20 protein-coding genes are annotated in these 17,547 nt (G+C 62.2%); 15 read left to right on the top strand and 5 right to left on the bottom strand.

The genetic code is table 11. The annotated features are described in order from the left end of the window. Window positions 1–159: 159 nt before the first annotated feature. The 8 genes from IQ26_RS19315 (at window position 160) to IQ26_RS19280 (ending at window position 8,044) form a co-directional block, all read left to right on the top strand. The gene (locus IQ26_RS19315; protein ID WP_145719951.1) at window positions 160–1,320 is read left to right on the top strand and encodes a PcfJ domain-containing protein; all 1,161 of its coding nucleotides are present in this window, start codon (window positions 160–162) and stop codon (window positions 1,318–1,320) included. A gap of 311 nt (window positions 1,321–1,631) precedes the next feature. After that, entirely contained in the window at window positions 1,632–3,428 is a 1,797-nt protein-coding gene (locus tag IQ26_RS19310) for an acetolactate synthase 3 large subunit (RefSeq protein ID WP_145719950.1), read from the top strand. Window positions 3,429–3,512: 84 nt separating this feature from the next. Further along, complete coding sequence (gene ilvN, locus IQ26_RS19305) at window positions 3,513–4,088, top strand: acetolactate synthase small subunit (RefSeq protein WP_145719949.1); 576 nt, start codon at window positions 3,513–3,515, stop codon at window positions 4,086–4,088. 170 nt (window positions 4,089–4,258) lie between these two features. Beyond that, entirely contained in the window at window positions 4,259–4,855 is a 597-nt protein-coding gene (locus IQ26_RS19300) for a LysE family translocator (protein ID WP_145719948.1), read from the top strand. Window positions 4,856–5,136: 281 nt separating this feature from the next. Further along, on the top strand, window positions 5,137–5,742 hold the full coding sequence (nthA, locus tag IQ26_RS19295) for a nitrile hydratase subunit alpha (RefSeq protein ID WP_145719947.1): 606 nt from the start codon (window positions 5,137–5,139) through the stop codon (window positions 5,740–5,742). Further along, entirely contained in the window at window positions 5,739–6,398 is a 660-nt protein-coding gene (gene nthB, locus IQ26_RS19290; RefSeq protein ID WP_145719946.1) for a nitrile hydratase subunit beta, read from the top strand. Before nthA ends, nthB begins: the two co-directional genes overlap by 4 nt. Window positions 6,399–6,417: 19 nt before the next feature. Continuing rightward, entirely contained in the window at window positions 6,418–6,771 is a 354-nt protein-coding gene (locus IQ26_RS19285; RefSeq protein ID WP_145720034.1) for a nitrile hydratase accessory protein, read from the top strand. 145 nt (window positions 6,772–6,916) lie between these two features. After that, entirely contained in the window at window positions 6,917–8,044 is a 1,128-nt protein-coding gene (locus tag IQ26_RS19280; RefSeq protein WP_145720033.1) for an ATP-dependent DNA helicase, read from the top strand. A gap of 14 nt (window positions 8,045–8,058) precedes the next feature. Here the strand turns inward: IQ26_RS19280 and IQ26_RS19275 are convergent, their stop codons facing one another. Beyond that, entirely contained in the window at window positions 8,059–8,463 is a 405-nt protein-coding gene (locus tag IQ26_RS19275; protein WP_145719945.1) for a SpoIIAA family protein, read from the bottom strand. Between the two features lie 113 nt (window positions 8,464–8,576). On the opposite strand from IQ26_RS19275, the gene IQ26_RS19270 reads away from it, so the two are divergent. Both IQ26_RS19270 and IQ26_RS19265 read left to right on the top strand, forming a co-directional pair. Continuing rightward, the gene (locus IQ26_RS19270; RefSeq protein ID WP_145719944.1) at window positions 8,577–9,317 is read left to right on the top strand and encodes a pyridoxine 5'-phosphate synthase; all 741 of its coding nucleotides are present in this window, start codon (window positions 8,577–8,579) and stop codon (window positions 9,315–9,317) included. A 103-nt stretch (window positions 9,318–9,420) separates the two neighbouring features. Further along, on the top strand, window positions 9,421–11,334 hold the full coding sequence (locus IQ26_RS19265; RefSeq protein ID WP_145719943.1) for a potassium transporter Kup: 1,914 nt from the start codon (window positions 9,421–9,423) through the stop codon (window positions 11,332–11,334). Window positions 11,335–11,387: 53 nt separating this feature from the next. On the opposite strand, the gene IQ26_RS19260 is transcribed toward IQ26_RS19265, so the two are convergent. Then, window positions 11,388–12,278, bottom strand: coding sequence for an SDR family oxidoreductase (locus tag IQ26_RS19260; protein WP_145719942.1), 891 nt, complete (start codon window positions 12,276–12,278; stop codon window positions 11,388–11,390). Between the two features lie 136 nt (window positions 12,279–12,414). Between IQ26_RS19260 and IQ26_RS19255 the strand changes: the two genes are divergently transcribed. Continuing rightward, window positions 12,415–12,825: a winged helix-turn-helix transcriptional regulator gene (locus IQ26_RS19255; protein ID WP_145719941.1), complete on the top strand. Its 411-nt coding sequence runs from the start codon at window positions 12,415–12,417 to the stop codon at window positions 12,823–12,825. A gap of 57 nt (window positions 12,826–12,882) precedes the next feature. Here the strand turns inward: IQ26_RS19255 and IQ26_RS19250 are convergent, their stop codons facing one another. After that, on the bottom strand, window positions 12,883–13,608 hold the full coding sequence (locus tag IQ26_RS19250) for a glutathione S-transferase family protein (protein WP_162458015.1): 726 nt from the start codon (window positions 13,606–13,608) through the stop codon (window positions 12,883–12,885). A gap of 101 nt (window positions 13,609–13,709) precedes the next feature. On the opposite strand from IQ26_RS19250, the gene IQ26_RS19245 reads away from it, so the two are divergent. From IQ26_RS19245 to ilvC, 3 genes are all read left to right on the top strand, one after another. Beyond that, complete coding sequence (locus tag IQ26_RS19245) at window positions 13,710–14,168, top strand: MarR family winged helix-turn-helix transcriptional regulator (protein WP_145719939.1); 459 nt, start codon at window positions 13,710–13,712, stop codon at window positions 14,166–14,168. Window positions 14,169–14,323: 155 nt separating this feature from the next. Further along, window positions 14,324–14,974, top strand: a complete 651-nt coding sequence (locus IQ26_RS19240; RefSeq protein WP_407660325.1) for a TetR/AcrR family transcriptional regulator — start codon at window positions 14,324–14,326, stop codon at window positions 14,972–14,974. Window positions 14,975–14,997: 23 nt separating this feature from the next. After that, window positions 14,998–16,017, top strand: a complete 1,020-nt coding sequence (gene ilvC / locus IQ26_RS19235; protein WP_145719938.1) for a ketol-acid reductoisomerase — start codon at window positions 14,998–15,000, stop codon at window positions 16,015–16,017. Window positions 16,018–16,121: 104 nt separating this feature from the next. Here ilvC and IQ26_RS19230 read toward each other — a convergent pair whose 3' ends face one another. Continuing rightward, window positions 16,122–16,406 (bottom strand): PilZ domain-containing protein, encoded by a 285-nt coding sequence (locus IQ26_RS19230; protein WP_145719937.1) that lies wholly within the window; start codon window positions 16,404–16,406, stop codon window positions 16,122–16,124. A gap of 170 nt (window positions 16,407–16,576) precedes the next feature. Next, on the bottom strand, window positions 16,577–17,140 hold the full coding sequence (locus IQ26_RS19225) for a BA14K family protein (RefSeq protein WP_145719936.1): 564 nt from the start codon (window positions 17,138–17,140) through the stop codon (window positions 16,577–16,579). A 208-nt stretch (window positions 17,141–17,348) separates the two neighbouring features. Between IQ26_RS19225 and IQ26_RS19220 the strand changes: the two genes are divergently transcribed. Then, a partial coding sequence (locus tag IQ26_RS19220; RefSeq protein ID WP_420846400.1) for a transposase family protein occupies window positions 17,349–17,547 on the top strand: 199 nt, incomplete at its 3' end.

Raw genomic sequence — 17,547 nt, 5'->3', positions numbered from 1 at the left:
CCCTTGCCTCAAGTTTGCTGTGAGCTTATGGAAGCCGCCCATTCTAACCCTTCGTCCTGAAAGGAGACCTGTCAATGACCCGGCAATCCAGATCGACACATTCCGTGCCGACGCTGGAATTGCGTGCGGCTGACAGGGGCCCAATCAGGAAGAACGGCCATGGCGAAGTCCATGATCCAGCGCAGGCAGGAAGCCGAGCGCGAACGCATTGAAGCATATGCCGTAACGCTGCGGCGGGTTTCTGCCGTCCCGCGTCCCGCTCCGGATTTCGAGCGGGCGCTTGACGAAGCACGCCGGGGCTTTGCTGGTCTGGCGATCCGCGACGGCGCGCTGTGGCGTCCAAAGCTGAAGACGCGCGACCGCGCGCGCTTGCGACTGGCTGCGGCGCGCCATCTCTATGCGCGCTACCCGGTTTCGGCCGCGCTCGAGGGCATCTGGCTGGACAGTTCGGGGCTGGATGCCGATGGGATTGCGCTCCGTAAGGCGTGGTATATCGCGGTTGCACGTGGCGACTCGCTCTACAAGGCGGGTGCCAATGCCTGGCTGTCCCGCAAGGAGGTGCATTGCTTCCTGAACGTGTCCGGCGATTTCACCTTCGACGAGGCGTTTTGGTTGGCGATCGCCCGGTCCTATACGGAAGATCCGGGGTTGGCGGCCCGACTTGCGCGGACCAAAATCGCGCGCACGCCGCGCGGGGAGTTGGTCTTCTGGCGCGAGGTGACGCGATTTTTCTGCGGGCATCCGGCGTCGAAGGAGGAGATCGACGATCTGTGCGACTATATCGGCGCGATGCACCAGCGCGATGCAGCGTACAGCCTGAAGGGTCGCACACTCGCCTCGCTGCGTCGGCAGATGTTGGAATTGCACCGCGACATTGCCGCGATCGAACGCATCGAGGCAATGCGCCGCCGCGCTGCCGGGCGGGCTCCGCGTACTGCCGCAATGCAGTCGCAGGGCCGCGCCTGGGATGGCTCGCGCCTCGAGGACTGGGACTGGCAGCCATCGGCCAAGGAGGCGAAGGCGCATGGCGAGCGTTTCTTTGTTCGCCAGTTGAAGACAGCCGAGGATCTAGTTGCCGAGAGCCGGGCGATGCATCATTGCGTCTCGATGTATGCGGCCAAATGCATCGCCGGCAACGCCTCGATCTGGGTGCTGCGACGCACAGCGCTCGGCAAGATCGAGCGGTTGCTGACGATCGAGCTCGACCCGCAAAACCGTGCGGTGCAGATGCGTGGTTTTAGCAATCGTCTCGCCTCGCTGGAGGAGCGCAAGATCGTCGAGCGCTGGGCCAAGGCGAGAGGCGTGGTGCTCAGGGCCTGAAACGGAAGACCCGCGCGGCCGAGAGGCCGCGCGGGTTGTTCAAGGGCGGATGTGGGTCTTGAGTTGGCCCACAAGCGGTGAGCCAAGCGTACATTCGCCGTTGACAGCGGCGCAAAACCAATTCTATTGTCCGCCACAATGAAAACGGCACTCATTCTCGTAGTAGGAAGGCGCGTGGGCAAGGCGGTGTAACCGCCGGGCGAAAACCTCCCATGCGCAAGACACAGGCTCCCTTGGGGGCCTTTTTTATTGCCCGAAACACGACTAAACGACCAGCAATCGCCGATGGCGGACAGTACGGGACCAGACCGATGAGCAGTGGACAGAACGAGCGGCGCGAAATGCCAAGATCCGAAATGACTGGCGCCGAAATGGTGGTGCAGGCGCTGAAGGACAATGGCGTCAAGCATGTTTTCGGCTATCCGGGCGGCGCGGTTCTCCCGATCTATGATGAAATCTTCCAACAAGACGAGGTCGAGCACATCCTCGTCCGTCACGAGCAGGGCGCGGGCCACGCGGCGGAGGGCTATGCGCGCTCGACCGGCAAGGCCGGCGTCATGCTGGTGACCTCGGGGCCGGGCGCCACCAACGCGGTGACGCCGCTGCAGGATGCGCTGATGGATTCGATCCCGCTGGTCTGCCTGACCGGCCAGGTACCGACCTCGCTGATCGGCTCGGATGCTTTCCAGGAGTGCGACACGGTCGGTATCACGCGCCCCTGCACCAAGCACAACTGGCTGGTCAAGGACGTCAACGAGCTCGCGGCAATCATCCACGAGGCCTTCCATGTCGCGACGACCGGGCGTCCCGGTCCGGTCGTCGTCGACATCCCGAAGGACGTGCAGTTCGCCAAGGGCATCTATGTGCCGCCGCAGACGGCGCCGCGCACGAGCTACCAGCCGAAGGTCCAGGGCGATCTGGAGAAGATCAAAGCGGCGGTCGAACTGATGGCCGGCGCCAAAAGGCCGATCCTCTATACGGGCGGCGGTGTCATCAATTCCGGCCCGGAGGCCAGCCATTTGCTGCGCGAGCTGGTCGATCTGACCGGCTTCCCGATCACCTCGACGCTGATGGGCCTTGGCGCCTATCCGGCGTCGGGCAAGAACTGGATGGGCATGCTCGGCATGCACGGCACCTATGAGGCCAACATGGCGATGCATGATTGCGACGTGATGGTCTGCATCGGCGCGCGCTTCGATGACCGCATCACCGGCCGGCTCACCGCGTTCTCGCCAAACTCGAAGAAGATCCATATAGACATCGATCCGTCGTCGATCAACAAGAACGTCCATACCGACGTGCCGATCCTTGGCGATGTCGGCCGGGTGCTGGAGGATCTGGTGCGGCTGTGGCGGGCGACCGCCAAGGCCGACAAGAAGGCGCTCCACCCGTGGTGGGAGCAGATCGCGAAATGGCGCGCGCGGGATTCGCTCGCCTACAAGATGAATCACGACGTGATCATGCCGCAATACGCCATCCAGCGGCTCTATGCGCTGACCAAGGACATGGACACCTACATCACCACCGAGGTCGGCCAGCACCAGATGTGGGCGGCGCAGCACTATCATTTCGAGAAGCCGAACCGCTGGATGACCTCTGGCGGGCTGGGCACGATGGGCTACGGCCTGCCGGCGGCGCTTGGCGTGCAGATCGCGCACCCGGATGCGCTGGTCATCGACATCGCCGGCGACGCCTCGGTGCAGATGACGATGCAGGAGATGAGCGCGGCGGTGCAGCACGAAGCGCCTATCAAGATCTTCATCCTCAACAACCAGTATATGGGCATGGTGCGGCAGTGGCAGCAGCTTCTGCACGGCAACCGGCTGTCGCATTCCTACACCGAGGCGATGCCGGACTTCGTCAAGCTGGCCGAAGCCTATGGCGGCCACGGCATCCGCTGCGAGAAGCCGGACGAGCTGGACGACGCGATCAAGGAGATGATTTCGGTGAAGAAGCCGGTGATCTTCGACTGCCGCGTGGCCACGCTCGCCAACTGCTTCCCGATGATCCCGTCAGGCAAGGCCCATAACGAGATGCTGCTGCCCGACGAGGCGACGGACGAGGCGGTGGCCAACGCCATCGACGCCAAGGGCAGGGAACTGGTGTAACGCCCAAGCCGAGGCAGGGCTTGTCGGGAGAAGCCGTGCGGAAACAGAGAATTAGCTCAAAAGTTTGAAATCGAGACTCATGTCATGAACGCACAGCACCTTCAACCCACCGGTTCCGCCTACTTCATCGCCAAGGAGACGGAAAGACCGGAAAACCACACGCTTTCCGTGCTGGTCGACAATGAGCCGGGCGTGCTTGCCCGGGTCATCGGCCTGTTTTCCGGACGCGGCTACAATATCGAGAGCCTGACGGTCTCCGAAACCGAGCATGAGAAGCACCTGTCGCGCATCACCATCGTGACGCGCGGCACGCCGCATGTGCTGGAGCAGATCAAGCACCAGCTCGAGCGCATCGTGCCGGTGCACCGTGTCGTCGATCTCACCGTGCGCTCGCATGAGCTCGGCCAGGAACGGCCGCTGGAGCGCGAACTCGCGCTGGTGAAAGTAGCCGGCACCGGCGAAGCCCGCGTCGAGGCGCTGAGGCTGGCCGACGCCTTCCGCGCCAGCGTCATCGACGCCAACACCGAGCATTTCATCTTCGAGATCACCGGCAAGGGCTCCAAGCTCGACCAGTTTATCGCCATCATGAAGCCGCTCGGCCTGGTGGAGATCTGCCGCACCGGCGTGGCGGCGATGAACCGCGGTCCGCAGGGGATGTAGTCGTCCTGCGCCCGTCTTTTTTCGAGCGTTGGGTTCTCCCAAACGACGCCCTGGCGCGGCGCATATCTCTCGCTTGAGATCCTGATCGTCTGGCCCAGCTGCAGCCGTGGGGTGGCTTTTGTACGCCTGTCGTAAAAGGACAATAATGCTGACCTAATTGAGAGGAAGCCATGACCCCCGACGCATTCTTCGCTCTGCTGGTCTACGCCTTCGTGACGTCGATCACGCCGGGCCCGAACAACTTCATGCTTCTGGCTTCCGGCGTGAATTTCGGCTTCGCCAGAACCATTCCGCACATGCTCGGCATCGGCATCGGCTTCCTCGTGCTGCTGCTTGCCGTGGGCTTTGGTCTAGGTGCGGTGCTGACGGCATTTCCGGTTCTTCATACCGGATTGAAGATCGCGGGTGGCGCTTACCTGCTCTATCTCGCCTGGAAGATCGCCAGGTCGCGTTCGCTCAGTGGTAAGGGCGAGACCAAGGCGCGACCGATGCGCTTCATCGACGCGGCGGCTTTCCAGTGGGTCAATCCCAAGGCATGGGTAATGGCGATCACCGCCATGGCCGTCTACGCCAATCCGGAGCACCCGTTCCTGTCGGTGGCGTTGATCTCGATAGCCTTCACCATCGTCAATCTGCCGAGCGTTTCGGTGTGGGCAGGTTTCGGCACGGCGCTGCGCGGTTTTTTGTCGGATACGGCGCGGCTGAAATGGTTCAACATCGCCATGGGCGTATTGCTGGCGGCGACGCTATGGCCGATGCTGCGCTAGGTGCATTGATATCAGATGATGCCGGCCTGCAATGCGCTTACGGTACTCTGGTACCAAACTATACGCTCCGTTCCGTTTCGTTTCGGAAGCCATCATTTTGGCCGCTTCGCGCCTGTCTTCGAAACTGGCTCGGCCTGACCTTGAATCTCAACACACCTGAACGCTGAACGAGCCGCAGAAGGCGGCCGCGGAACATGCCGCCGCGAGGTCGTTGGTTTCGCCCTATGCTGGCCCAAGCCGTCGCGCTTGCGGCCGGGGGCTCGCGATCGTAATTTGACCCCATGTCCCATGATCACGACCACGACAACGAGCTTGATCCTTTTGCCGCACGGGTGCGGGCGCTGGAGACGATCCTCACCCAGAAAGGGCTGATCGATCCGGCCGCGATCGACGTGATCGTCGACACCTACGAGACAAAAATCGGTCCGCGCAACGGCGCCAAGGTGGTGGCGAAGGCGTGGGTCGACCCTGACTTTGCCACCTGGCTGAAACGCGACGCGACGGCTGCGATCGGTTCGCTCGGCTACACCGGCCGGCAGGGCGAGCACATGCAGGCCGTGTTCAACGCGGCGGACACGCACAACCTTGTCGTCTGCACGCTGTGCTCGTGCTATCCGTGGTCGGTGCTCGGCTTGCCGCCGGTCTGGTACAAGGCGCCGCCCTATCGTTCGCGCGCGGTTATCGATCCACGCGGCGTGCTCGAGGAATTCGGGCTGACCTTGCCGGCAACGACAAAAATCCGGGTATGGGATTCGACCGCCGAGCTGCGCTATCTGGTCGTGCCGATGCGGCCGAAGGGCACCGAGGACTGGAGCGAGGAGCGGCTGGCGGATCTGGTGACGCGCGACGCGATGATCGGCACCGGACTGGCGCGGGTGCCGGCATGAACGGGCCGCAGGATCTCGGCGGGCAGATGGGGTTCGGTTCGGTCGCGCCCGAAAAGGACGAGCCGTATTTCCATGCCGCCTGGGAAAGGCGGGCGCTTGGCGTGACGCTGTGCGCTGGCGCCATGGGCGCCTGGAATATCGACGAAAGCCGGCATGCGCGCGAATCGCTGCACCCCGCCGACTACTATTCCTCGAGCTACTACCAGATCTGGATCAAGGCGCTGGAAACCCTGCTCAAGCGCCATGGTTTCGTCAGCGAACGCGATCTGGCCGCGGGCAAGGCAGTCGATCCAGCGACGACGCCAAAGCGGGTGCTGAAGGCGGAGAATGTGCCTGATGTGCTGGCCAAGGGCGGCCCATGCGACCGGCCGGTTGCCACGCCGGCGCGATTTGGGCCAGGCGACCTCGTGCGGACGAAGAATTTTCATCCGACCGGCCATACGCGGCTGCCACGCTACGCACGCGGCAAGCAAGGCGTCGTCGAGGCGGTGCGCGACGGTTTTGTCTTTCCCGATGACAATGCGCACGGCCAGGGCGAGAACCCGCAATGGGTCTATACGGTGGTCTTCGACGGCGCGGAGATCTGGGGCGAGGGCGCCGACCCGACGCTGACAATATCGATCGACGCCTGGGAGAGCTATCTTGAACCGGCGTGAGGCGAACTCACACGCTGCCATGCTGCCGGCGGGCGTCGATGCGCCGGTGTTCGCCGAGCCATGGCAAGCGACAGCCTTCGCCATGACGGTCGCGCTGCACGACAAGGGTCTGTTTTCCTGGAGCGAATGGGCGGATGCCTTGTCCGCCGAGGTCAAGAGGCCCGGTGCCGCAAGCGACGGCCATGACTATTACGAACACTGGCTGGCGGCGCTGGAAAAATTGCTGTCGGCGAAAGGCGTTGCCGGCAAGGGCGACGTCGATGCGCTTGCCGCTGCCTGGGAACGCGCCGCGCATGCAACACCGCATGGCAAGCCAGTCCTGCTGCAGAACGATCCCAGCCCGACCGAAGGTCGAGGCGGCCGGATCGGATAGGTCGTGGCGAGACCGATCTTTTGTTCTCTTTACGTTCCGATCCTTGCCTGATAGCCTGATTTATCGCGGTGCCATGGTGCGAACGATAGCATCGATGGTGACGGCCGACCTTGTCTTTCCCTCGCGAATCCGGTCTCTCGCGCTGATGGAATTCTCTCCTCAACAGGACGATGCGCTGAAAGCGGTCGCCAACTGGCTCAAGACAGGCCGGCCGCAGCTCTTCCGGCTGTTCGGCTATGCCGGCACCGGCAAGACGACGCTGGCGCGCTATTTCGCCGAGCATGTCGACGGCCAGGTGCAGTTCGCAGCCTTCACCGGCAAGGCGGCGCAAGTGCTGCGTTCCAAGGGCGCGGTGAACGCCCGTACCATCCATTCGCTGATCTACCGGCCGAAGGGTGAGGAATCGGTGTCGGACGAGGTGACCGGCAAGACCTCGATGTCGCCAACCTTTTCGCTCAACCGGCAGAGCCCGATCTCGCGGGCGAAACTGGTGGTCATCGACGAATGCTCGATGGTCGATGAACAGCTTGGCCGCGACCTGATGAGTTTCGGCACGCCGATCCTTGTTCTCGGCGACCCCGGCCAGTTGCCGCCGATCTCGGGCGGCGGCTTCTTCACCGACCATGAGCCGGATATCCTGCTCACCGAAATCCACCGGCAGGCGCGCGACAATCCGATCATCCGGCTGGCGCTCGACGTGCGCGAGGGCCGCGAATTCATGCGCGGCGACTACGGCACGGCGCAGGTGATCGGCAAGGAAGACGTCACCCAGGAACTGGTGCTGAAGGCGGACCAAGTGTTGGTCGGCACCAACAGGACGCGGCGTCGCTATAACCAGCGGCTGCGCGAACTGAAGGGGTTCAATTCCGATTACCCGCAGGCCGGAGACAAGCTCGTCTGCCTGCGCAACGACCCGGCCAAGGGGTTGCTCAATGGCTCGCTGTGGAAGGTGATGACCTCGTCGCGCGAGACGGTAAAGCCCGGCATCAACCTCCTGGTTTCGCCGGAGGAGGACGACCCGGACCGCGGCGTCGCCAAGATCAAGCTGCTCAAGGCGGCGTTCGAGGATCCGGACGCTGACATTCCCTGGCAGCAGAAAAAGCGCTTCGACGATTTCGACTACGGCTACGCGTTGACCGTGCACAAGGCGCAAGGCTCGCAATGGAACGAGATCGTGCTTTTCGACGAAAGCTGGGCGTTCAAGGAAACCCGCCAGCGCTGGCTCTACACCGCAATCACACGCGCGGCCGAGCGGCTGACGATTGTCAGATAGGCCGATCGACTGCGTTACCGCGGGACTATCGGCCTGGCTTCGAGCCATTGCCAGGCGGCCGCTTCATCCTCGCTCTCGAAATGCCTGAGTTCGACGGGCAACGAAGCAGGCAGCAAACCCTGCGCGTCGGGCACCCAGTTCGGTTCGCCGACCGCCGCGCAGCGGCCGACATGCTCCACGGCATGGGCCGTGCCCTGTTCGAGCGTTTCGTCCGACACATCGGCCCAATCGACGCCGTCATGGTCGATCAGGCGCACCAGCACGTCGATTTTCGGGTGCAGCGCATAAGCCGCCTCCAGCAATCCGAACAGGTTTTCCGCGTCGGCCGCCGCGACATGGCCAACCACGTCGATGGCGAAAAGGTCGTCGCGGTCGGTGTCGATGCGGCGAACGGCCGGCACTTCTTCAAGATAATTCACGGGGCCTTCCTCTTGCTGGACATTATCCGCCCTTCTGGAACACCGGAAACCCCCTGTCTGTTCCCGCCAAAGGCGGTATAGATGGCCGCAAATACATCCGGACCCGAAAAGCCATGCCCGCAAAACTCTCCGTCAATCTCAATGCCATCGCCATGCTGCGCAACCGGCGCGACCTGCCGTGGCCAAGCGTCATCGGGCTCGGGCGTCTGGCGCTGGCCGCGGGGGCGCATGGGCTGACGGTGCATCCGCGGCCCGATGAGCGGCACACCCGGCATTCCGACCTGCCGGAGATCAGGGCGCTGATCGATGACGAATTCCACAAGGCTGAATTCAACATCGAGGGCTATCCGAGCGAGGAATTCCTGGCGCTTGTGGAAAAGCACCAGCCGGAGCAAGTGACGCTGGTGCCCGATGACCCCGCCCAGGCCACTTCGGACCATGGCTGGAACTTCGCCGCCGAGGCTGCGTTCCTGAAACCGATCGTCAAGCGCCTGAAGAAAGGCGGCGTTCGCGTGTCGCTGTTTTCCGATGCGGATCCGGCAGGCGTGAGGGCCGCGCGCGACACCGGCGCCGACCGGATCGAGCTCTACACGGGGCCGTATGGCAGCTATCATTCCGATTCTGCAAAAGCGGAGAAAGAGCTGGAAAGATTGGGAAAAACCGCTGACGCCGCGCTTGCCGCCGGACTTCAGGTCAATGCCGGCCACGATCTGGTGGTGGCGAACCTGCCGGCACTGGCAAAGCGCATCCCGGCATTGGCCGAAGTGTCGATCGGACACGGGTTGACAGCCGATGCGTTGGAGTATGGCATGGCAGGTACGGTCAAGAGATACCTGAAGGCTTGTGGGTGGTAGAGATGGAAGCCTCGCATTGCGGACATGGCAGCCATCACGTTGGGGCACTTGATATTGCATCGCAGCAAGCGTAGAGCACCGCCCGCTTATCGGAGTGTCGCCTATGGCCCTTACCAACACTGGTAGTGAGGCAGAACCCGTCGAACAATCGAGCCATCCTGAGGTCGAAAAGCACAGCACCAAGGTCTTGATGCTGGGCGCGCTGGGCGTTGTCTACGGCGACATCGGCACCAGCCCGATCTACGCGCTTCGCGAAGCGCTGCATGCTTCGTCCGGCACCGATCCGCGCAGCGCCGTTCTGGGCATTCTGTCGCTGATCGTCTGGGCACTGACGATTATCGTGACAATCAAGTACGTCGCCTTCGTGCTTCGGGCGGATAACAAGGGTGAGGGCGGTACCCTGTCGCTTATGGCGCTGGCCCGGAAAGCTTATCCGGCTGGTTCCAGCATCATTCTTGGCATTGGTCTCTGCGGAGCCGCACTGTTTTTCGGCGACGCGATCATAACGCCGGCCATCTCGGTGCTTTCAGCGGTGGAAGGCCTGAGCGTCGTGACGCCGGCGTTCGATCCATACGTGGTTCCCATTACATTGGTGATTCTTGCCATCCTGTTTGCCGTGCAGCGCTTCGGGACCGGTAGAGTGGCCTCCGTTTTCGGGCCGGTGACGGCACTCTGGTTTCTGGCGATCGGCATTGCCGGATTGGTGCATATTCTTGACGATGTGTCGGTACTTTTGGCAATTAACCCCTACTATGCGGTCGTCTACCTTGCCGAAGCCAAAACGGGCGCATTTCTTACGGTCGGCGCGGTTTTTCTGGCGGTCACCGGTGCTGAAGCGCTTTACGTCGATCTCGGCCACTTCGGTCGCCGTCCAATCGTGCTCGCCTGGTTCTGGATCGTCTTCCCCTGCTTGCTACTCAGCTATTTTGGGCAAGGCGCATTCGTTCTTGCTCATGGTGGGCTGCCCGACAATCCGTTTTTCCAGATGCTGCCAGATTGGGCACTGATACCGATGGTCGCGCTCGCAACAGCCGCGACCGTCATCGCCAGCCAAGCCGTTATCTCTGGGGCGTTTTCGCTGACCCGGCAGGCGGTGCAGCTCAATCTTCTGCCCAGAATCGAGGTTCAGCATACGTCCGAGATGCAGCTCGGCCAAATTTACATGCCGCGCGTGAATCTCATTCTCGCGCTCGGCGTGATGCTGCTGGTCGTCGGCTTTGGCAGTTCGAGCTCCCTGGCTTCCGCCTATGGAATTTCGGTGACAGGCGAGATGCTGATGACGACTATTTTGCTATTCGTGGTGATGCGGTGGCAATGGAAATGGCAGGTCGCACTCGCCGCAGCGCTCGCGCTGCTCTTTGGCACGATAGATACCGGCTTCTTCCTGGCAAATGCCGTGAAATTCGTGGAGGGCGGATGGGTTTCGATCGCTGTTGCCTGCATCATGGGGCTCATCATGGGAACCTGGATACGTGGGAGCCGCTATCTGTTCGACAAGACGCGCAGGAACGAGATTCCGCTCGATTTCCTTGCCGGCAATCTGTTGAAGAAGAAGCCGCAGCTGGTATCCGGCACGGCCGTGTTCCTGACCAGCGACCCGCAAAGCGCGCCGACCGCGCTGATGCACAGCCTGAAGCACTATAAGGTGCTGCACGAACAGAATGTCATCCTGTCGGTGGTCACTGCGCAGCAGCCTCTCGTGCCAGACAGCGACCGGGTCAAGATGGAGACGATCAACGATTTGTTCATGCGGGTGACGCTGACCTTCGGCTACATGGAGCAGCCCAACATACCGCGTGCGCTGGCGATCTGCCGCAAGCAAGGCTGGAAGTTCGACATCATGACGACCTCCTTTTTCCTGTCGCGGCGCTCACTCAAGGCGTCACCCAATTCCGGCATGCCGGTGTGGCAGGACAAGCTGTTCATCGGGTTGGCGCGCACGGCGGCGGATGCGACCGAGTATTTCCAGATCCCGACCGGACGTGTGGTCGAGATAGGAACGCAGGTGGCTATATAGACGAGAGGCCGTGCCCGTCGAAAGACACGGCCTCTGTCAGAACCTCTGCGTCTTCAGCCAGCCAGAGCTGCCTTGTTCGCCTCGAGGAAATGCCTGAGCGATTGCGGCTTCTTGCCTGAAAGCGTCTCGATCGCGTCGGTCACCATGCCGATACGGCCGGAGCGCGTGTTGGTATCGAAGGAAACGATGATGGGGGCGAACCCTTCGGGAATGCCCGCCGCCATCAGTCCCTCGGTCAGCGCTTCATCCGAAAGCTGGACGACCTCGATGGGCTTGCCGGTGACGTCGGTCACCAGGGCCGCGATCTCGGCGACCGTATGGGCCTGCGGACCCGTCAGCGTGTATGTGGTGCTTTCGACAGCGCCCGATGCAAGACCGGCGGCGATCGCTGCGGCCATGTCGTCGCGGGCGCCATGGGCAATGTGGCCGTCGGCTGCGGATGTATACCAGTATCCAGAGGCAATGGCGTGCGGCAGCGACATGAACAGGTTCTCCTGGTACCAGCCGTTGCGGAAGATCGTGTAGGGGATGCCGCTCGCCTTGATCGCCTGCTCGGTGCCGTAGTGATCGCCGGCAAACAGCACCGGCGATCCCGGCTCAGGATTGGGCATCGAGGTGTAGAGCAGATGCGAAACGCCGGCCTTCTTGGCAGCTGCGACTGCATTCTCATGCTGCTTGAGGCGCTTGCCCCCGAGGTCGATCTCGCCGGTCGAGATGATCAGGACCCTGTCGGCACCGTTGAATGCGTCGACGAGCGACGCTGTGTCATCGAAATCGGCTTGCCTGATGGTGACACCGCGCGCCGCCAGGTCGGCGAGGTTTTCCGGATTGCGCGTGGTGGCGATGATGCGCGCGGGCGCAACCTTGAGCGTTTCCAGTAGATGATGGATGACGCCGCGGCCGAGCTGGCCGGAGGCGCCGGTGACGAGAAGGGTTTCGGTCATGGGAAGTCCTGTCGTTGCGCCGGAGCGGCGGGTGCTTATATAAGTCTCAAAAAGAGACCAGCACTAAAATAGGAATTGACCGACCCTCGTAAAGAAGGCAGTTTTGCGGGAGGTAGGCAGGTGCAGGGAACCAGCGATGGACAGCAAGATCGTCAATCTGAGATCGAAGCTCGAGATCTACAAAGCGGACAGCGGCGGGGGAAACATTGCGGACTGTCCGGTTCGCGATGTGATCCAGGGCATCAACAACAAATGGAGTTCGCTGCTGATGATGGCGCTGGCCGAAAAGCCGTACCGCTTCGGCGAATTGCGGCGGCTGGTGCCCGACATCTCACAGCGCATGCTTACCCAGACGCTGCATGATTTGCAGCGCGACGGTTACGTCCATCGTGAGGTGTTCCCGACGAAACCGCCGAGCGTCGAGTATAGTCTGACCGATCTCGGCCGTTCGATGTTCGGGCCCTTGCATCAACTGCTCCAGTGGGCCGAGCGCAATCATGGTGCCGTGCGCGACGCGCGCGCCGCTTTTGACAACACCCAAGCGTGAAACCATCAATGCCAAGTATCCTTGCCTCGATGGTGGCTGGAACGGTGGTCGATCCGTTCAGGCGGATCGGGGCCAAGGAAGCGCAGTGGCCGCATCGTTGCGGCGGATGATTTTCGAAAGATGCGAACCCTTCGCTTGCAGGAATGCATGAAGGCGCCGTGGATAGTCCGGGGTGACAGCGTCGTTCACCGACTTGCGTTCGTGCAATCCCTTCCGCCAGGCCTCGACAAGCGGCTTACCGCTCAGGATGCTGAAATCGCCGATCCGGTCGAAGGCGTCGAAATAGCGGAAGATTGGGCCATAGACCGCATCGACCAGTGAAAAGCTTTCGCCGGCGAACCATGGTCCGGTTCGGCCAGCCGCCAGTTCCGCTTCGAGACGATCGAACATTGCCGACAGACCTTCGCTTTCGGCAAGGAAGGCGGCCTCGGTCGGTGCGGAATAGAACCGACCGATGGCGTTGATGATGGCCGAGCCGAACTCGATCCAGGCGCGATGCCGGGCGCGGGCCAGCGGGTCGGCAGGGTGGAGTGGGCTGGCCTGCGTTTCCTCGAGGAATTCGAGGATGACCGCCGATTCGAAGATCACCGTTTCTTCGCCATTCTGCTGCACGCGCAGCAGCGGCACCTTGCCGAGCGGCGATATCGCCTTGAACCAGGCCGGCTTGTTGGCGAGATCGATGGTGATCTGCTCGAACGGCACGCCCTTCTCGCGGAGCGAAATGGCGGCGCGCTGCACGTAGGGACAGAGATGATGGCTGACGATAACGAGCTTGTCGGTCATTTCATTCTCCCGCATATAGTTGCAATTGCATCTACATATGGATGCATCTGCATCTAGTTGTCAATCTTGATGCAACTGCATCTATCGCCTATGCTGCAACCATGTCGGAGAGAGCCACCCCTTCGCCCGAAGCCATCAAGGCGTGGGCCCGCCTGATGCGCGTTTCGCGCCAGCTCGTGGAAAGGGCCGAAGACGCGCTGAAGGACGGCGGCCTGCCGCCGCTTGCCTGGTACGACGTGTTGCATGAGCTTGCCGAAGCGGGCGAGGGCGGGTTGCGGCCATTCCAGCTGATCGAGCGCACACTGTTTGCGCAATACAATATCTCCCGGCTGCTGGCGCGGCTCGAAGCGGACAGGCTGGTCGAGAAGCTCAGGGTTGCTGATGACGGGCGAGGACAGACAATCCGCATTACAGGGAAGGGGCGCGAGACGCGCCGCCGCATGTGGGCCGTCTACGGACGATCGATCGCGGAACTGGTCGGCGCCAGGCTTTCGACAAGCGAGCTCGACGCATTATCGAGGCTGCTTAGGCGGCTTCGCCATCCAACCGCCAGCGATTGACCTAAAGCCTGCCTGGGCATGTGTTACACGTCTGCTCCCGACTATTTTGTGTGTCGACCCTCTTGCGCCGGGAACCGGATTGCGCAATAAGCCGAACCGTAACGTACGGTACGCACGGGCGGGCGCTGCCGTCATCGAGCAGGAAAAAGAGTTTGTTGCAGGCAAGCGTCGACATCGACACTGGCGAAGCGCTGACGGAGCGGCAGAAAGTCGTCCTCGACGCCGCACTTCGCCTGCTGGTCGAAGAGGGCGATCACCTGACCATGACCGCGGTGGCTCGGCGGGCGAGTTGTTCCAAGGAAACGCTCTACAAATGGTTCGGCGATCGCGACGGGCTTTTGACGGCAACGGTGCAGTGGCAGGCCTCCAAGGTGCGGGTGATGCCGGTCGACCGCAAGGGGCTCGACCTTGCTTCGCTGACGGCGAGCCTCGAACGCTTTGCGTCCGACTGGCTCAAGGTGATTTCAAGCGACACGTCGATCGCGCTGAACCGTGTGGCGGTTAGTCATGCCAGCTCTGGAAAGGATGATCTCGGCGCCATCGTGCTGGAGAACGGCCGCTTCGCGCTGGCCAGGCGCCTGAAGCCGGTGCTGGAGGCCGGTCGGCAAGCCGAACTTCTCGAATTTTCGGATGCCGAAGCGGCGTTCCGCACCTTTTTCGGACTGGTCGCCCGCGACGTGCAGATTCGCCTTCTGCTCGGCGATCGGCTGGAATTGACTGATGCGGCGATCGGCGGCGATGCCGTCCGGGCAACGCAGCAGTTTCTCGCTCTTTACGGAGCAAAAACCGGGCCGCAAGGCCTCTGAATTCAAAACGGGAAGGAAGAAAAATGCGTGTCTATTACGATCGCGACGCCGATCTCAACCTGATCAAGGGCAAGAAGGTCGCCATCATCGGCTACGGCAGCCAGGGCAGGGCGCACGCGCTCAACCTCAAGGAATCCGGCGCTAAGGATATCGCCATCGGCCTCAAGGCTGGCTCGGCGACCGCCAAGAAGGTCGAGGCCGACGGGCTCAAGGTGATGAGCGTGGCGGAGGCCGCCAAATGGGCCGACCTGATGATGATGGCGACGCCGGACGAACTGCAGGCCGACATCTACAAGAATGAGATTGCGCCGAACATCCGCGATGGCGCGGCGATCGCCTTCGCCCACGGCCTCAACGTGCACTTTGGCCTGATCGAGCCGAAGGCCTCGGTCGACGTCGTCATGATCGCGCCGAAAGGGCCTGGCCACACGGTGCGCGGCGAATACCAGAAGGGCGGCGGCGTGCCGTGCCTGGTCGCGGTCAACCAGGACGCTTCGGGCAATGCGCTCGATCTGGCCCTGTCCTATGCCTGCGGCGTCGGCGGCGGCCGGTCGGGCATCATCGAGACCAATTTCCGCGAGGAATGCGAGACCGATCTGTTCGGCGAACAGGTGGTGCTTTGCGGCGGTCTGGTCGAGCTGATCCGCGCCGGTTTCGAGACGCTGGTGGAAGCCGGCTACGCCCCGGAAATGGCCTATTTCGAGTGCCTGCACGAGGTCAAGCTGATCGTCGACCTGATCTATGAAGGCGGCATCGCAAACATGAACTACTCGATCTCGAACACCGCCGAATGGGGCGAATACGTTTCGGGCCCGCGCATCATCACCGCCGATACCAAGGCCGAGATGAAGCGCGTGCTGAAGGACATCCAGACCGGTAAGTTCACCTCGGAGTGGATGCAGGAATACCGTGCCGGCATGTCGCGCTTCAAGGGCATCCGCCGCATCAACGACAGCCACCAGATCGAGGAAGTCGGCACCAAACTGCGCGCGATGATGCCGTGGATTTCGAAGAACAAGCTGGTCGACAAGGCCAAGAACTGATCGTTCGTTTCCTTGCGCGTCCTCGGGCTTCGCCCCGCGGGCGCGCGGGCTTCCTGTGTCGAAGCATCAAACCGGTGGGCGACCCGCTGGCGCCAACACTGTGTTCAGCCGTAGTGCCAGTGGGGCTTCCGTTCCGTACCGGTGAACATCACGCCGACGCGGTCTTCTCGGCGCCAGCGGACCACCGCCTTGTAGGCGATGCCGTCGGTCGGCACATAGAGCAGGAACTCGTCGGGCACGCGTGCATCGATCGACACCCTCAGTTCGGCACCGCCGTCATGCATGTTGCGCACCGTGCATGTGACCTCGGAATGGGTCATGCCGGTCAGGATCGTCGCGCCCTTGAAGACGCGCTGCCTGCGTTTGTTCCTGTTTTCCTCTTCAGCCATCGCGCACAATTCCCGGGCGATCGTCGCATATCTGGTCGTATTGGCAAGATGAATAGGCCTGCCTGCTAAACATAGCGTTATCATCGGCGGCGGCGAAAACAATTTGGCGGGGCCCGGCCGAACGGAAAACGGCGCCGCGAGGGCGGCGCCGTTTGGAATGCATCAGTCGATCAGCTATAGGGCGACCAGCACTGCCGGCGCGGACCGCCATAAGGCTGGAAAGTGTTGTCCCAGGCGCGATACGAGCGGTAACGATTATAGCACCACCGGACGTGAGCGCTGGACCCTGCACGATAGTAGCGGCGCGGTGCCGGCGCGTCGTAGTAGTTGTAATTGTTGTACATGCTGCTGAGGCCGAGCCCCAGGCCCAGGCCCAGAATCGCGGCGCCCGCACCATTGTCGTAGTAGCCACCGCGGTAATGGCGGCGATGATGGCGCCAACGCCAGTCATCCCCGCGATTCCAGTGTCTGCGATTCCAGTTACCGCGGTCCCAATTGCCCGACCTTGAGAAACGGCGGCCGTCATGGCGACGCCATTGCCAGTTGTTGAACTGCCGGTCATTGCCGCCCGCCCAGCTGTCGCGGACAGGCGTGATCGTCGGCGCAGCGGCGCTGGCGGGAATCGAGAGATCCGCCTGCATGATCGGGCCGGCGGTGGACGGTACGGTGATACCGGAGATGAGACCCAGGGCTATCAGCCCGGATTTGACTGTGGAAGAAAAGAGCGAGTTCATTGCACTCTCCATGAGATTTCAGGCCCCACGCCCGGAACACCCCGAGGAAGAACGCCATTCATGGAACTTCCCGCCTGAACGGAGGATGAACGAAAGGTTTTGTCAACCATGTCGGGCAAGGGGCCAGGGCTCCGAACTCAGGTTAACGCGCTTTCGCTGTTGTCGATTGGCTGATTCCATGGGCGCTCATTGATTCGGAGCGCCCGCCATGACCATTGCTGCCCTCGAGGGGTTCGAGAAGCCGCGCCTGAAGGCGCTTCTGGACCATTTTGCCGCCATAGAGGACCCGCGCGAGCCGTGGCGAGTCGCCCATCCGCTGAGCGAAGTGCTGTTCCTGGTCGTCTGCGGCACGATCTGCGATTGCGACGACTACGATCTGATCGCCGACTGGGGAAAGGCCCATCTCG

The organism is Mesorhizobium tianshanense (assembly GCF_007830515.1).
Lineage (GTDB): Bacteria > Pseudomonadota > Alphaproteobacteria > Rhizobiales > Rhizobiaceae > Mesorhizobium > Mesorhizobium tianshanense.
This window is presented reverse-complemented; position numbering and strand designations above follow the sequence as displayed.